Genomic DNA, 1,291 nt, shown 5'->3' with positions numbered 1-1,291 from the left:
GCCCCCACACGCACCCACGCATCCACGGCACCCTACAGCCAACACCATACCTCACCACAACGCCCCCAAACCGACAGCCAGTCACGGCCCACCCATGTCTCCACATCTCACCATGTCTCCACACGCACCCACGCACCCACGGCACCTCACAACCAAACACCATACCTCACCACAACGCCCCTAAACCGACAGCCAGCCACAACCCACCCATGTCTCCACATCTCACCATGCCCCCACACGCATCCACGGCCACCCTACAGCCAACACCATAGCCCAGCGGCAAACAGATACTGATATGGTAGCTTTGAGAAGATTTACATAACGAACAAGGCGGTTGACAGAAAAGAAATTTCGCGATGATGGGCATGCCAACAGAGGCAAAGGAGCACGCAAATTGCTAAGCCCCATGGGCAGAGTGGATCTAGCCCAAAAGATTGAACGCATAAAGGCATAAAAGAGCACCAAGAAAGCTGTTGGTTTTTTCCTCTTATTCCACGCCATCATCCCATAACAAACATCATGCTCAAGACCAGAGCCTACAACTACAGAGATGAATATGAGCACAATTTTTGACATCAAACAGCAGCTTAACGCACAAGCAAGTGCGATAGCAGAAATGCTTCTTCCACGAGGACATCGACGAGGCAATGATTGGATTGTAGGCAACACGCGCGGTGAGACTGGTCAAAGTTTATCGGTGTGCTTGAGCGGCAAGAAAGCGGGTCTTTGGTATGATTTTGCAGAAGGCAGAGGCGGAGACCTTTTAGACCTTTGGTGTGAAGTCAAAGGAATGAGTCTTTCTCAAGCCCTAGAAGAAGCACGCGCCCTTCTCAACCTTTCGCGCCCAAAACCCTTTATGGCGCCCCATCGTTCCTATCGCCGCCCACCAACTCCCACAGGCGGCACACCAGAGAATTTAGTCAAAACATACCTCAATAAAGAACGCCGTATCCCTCTTGAAATTTTACAGCGCTACCGCATAGGAGAAGATGGAGAAAAAATTATTTTTCCCTTTTATAAGCCCGATGGCACTCTTGCCTTGGTGAAAGAACGGCTCGCACAAGCGGGGGCAAAAACCAAACCAACAGCCTCCCAATGTGAACCGATTTTATTTGGTTGGCAAGCACTTTACCCCATACCCAAAAGCCACAACACACACAGCCAACACCATATCCCAACCACAGGGGGGCAAAATACAGAAGCCCCAACCCCACAGCGCAATACCACAACAGATACGCAGCCAGCTCACCATGTCTCCGCATCCCACCATACGGACAGCACGCCCCACACG

Annotated in this window: 1 protein-coding gene and 1 pseudogene; one reads left to right on the top strand and one right to left on the bottom strand. The window is 51.4% G+C overall.

Annotated elements, in window-relative coordinates; all coding sequences use genetic code 11:
• Positions 1–222: 222 nt before the first annotated feature.
• Complete coding sequence (locus BN202_RS05225) at positions 223–576, bottom strand: hypothetical protein (RefSeq protein ID WP_156792112.1); 354 nt, start codon at positions 574–576, stop codon at positions 223–225.
• Between BN202_RS05225 and BN202_RS05220 the strand changes: the two are divergent.
• Positions 557–1,291, top strand: a pseudogene (locus tag BN202_RS05220) (DNA primase); the annotation flags it as partial. The gene BN202_RS05225 and the pseudogene BN202_RS05220 sit on opposite strands and share 20 nt — an antisense overlap.

This window comes from Bartonella florencae, from assembly GCF_000312525.1.
GTDB lineage: Bacteria > Pseudomonadota > Alphaproteobacteria > Rhizobiales > Rhizobiaceae > Bartonella > Bartonella florencae.
Note: the sequence above shows the minus strand (reverse complement) of the source record. Positions and strands in the feature narration are given on the sequence as shown.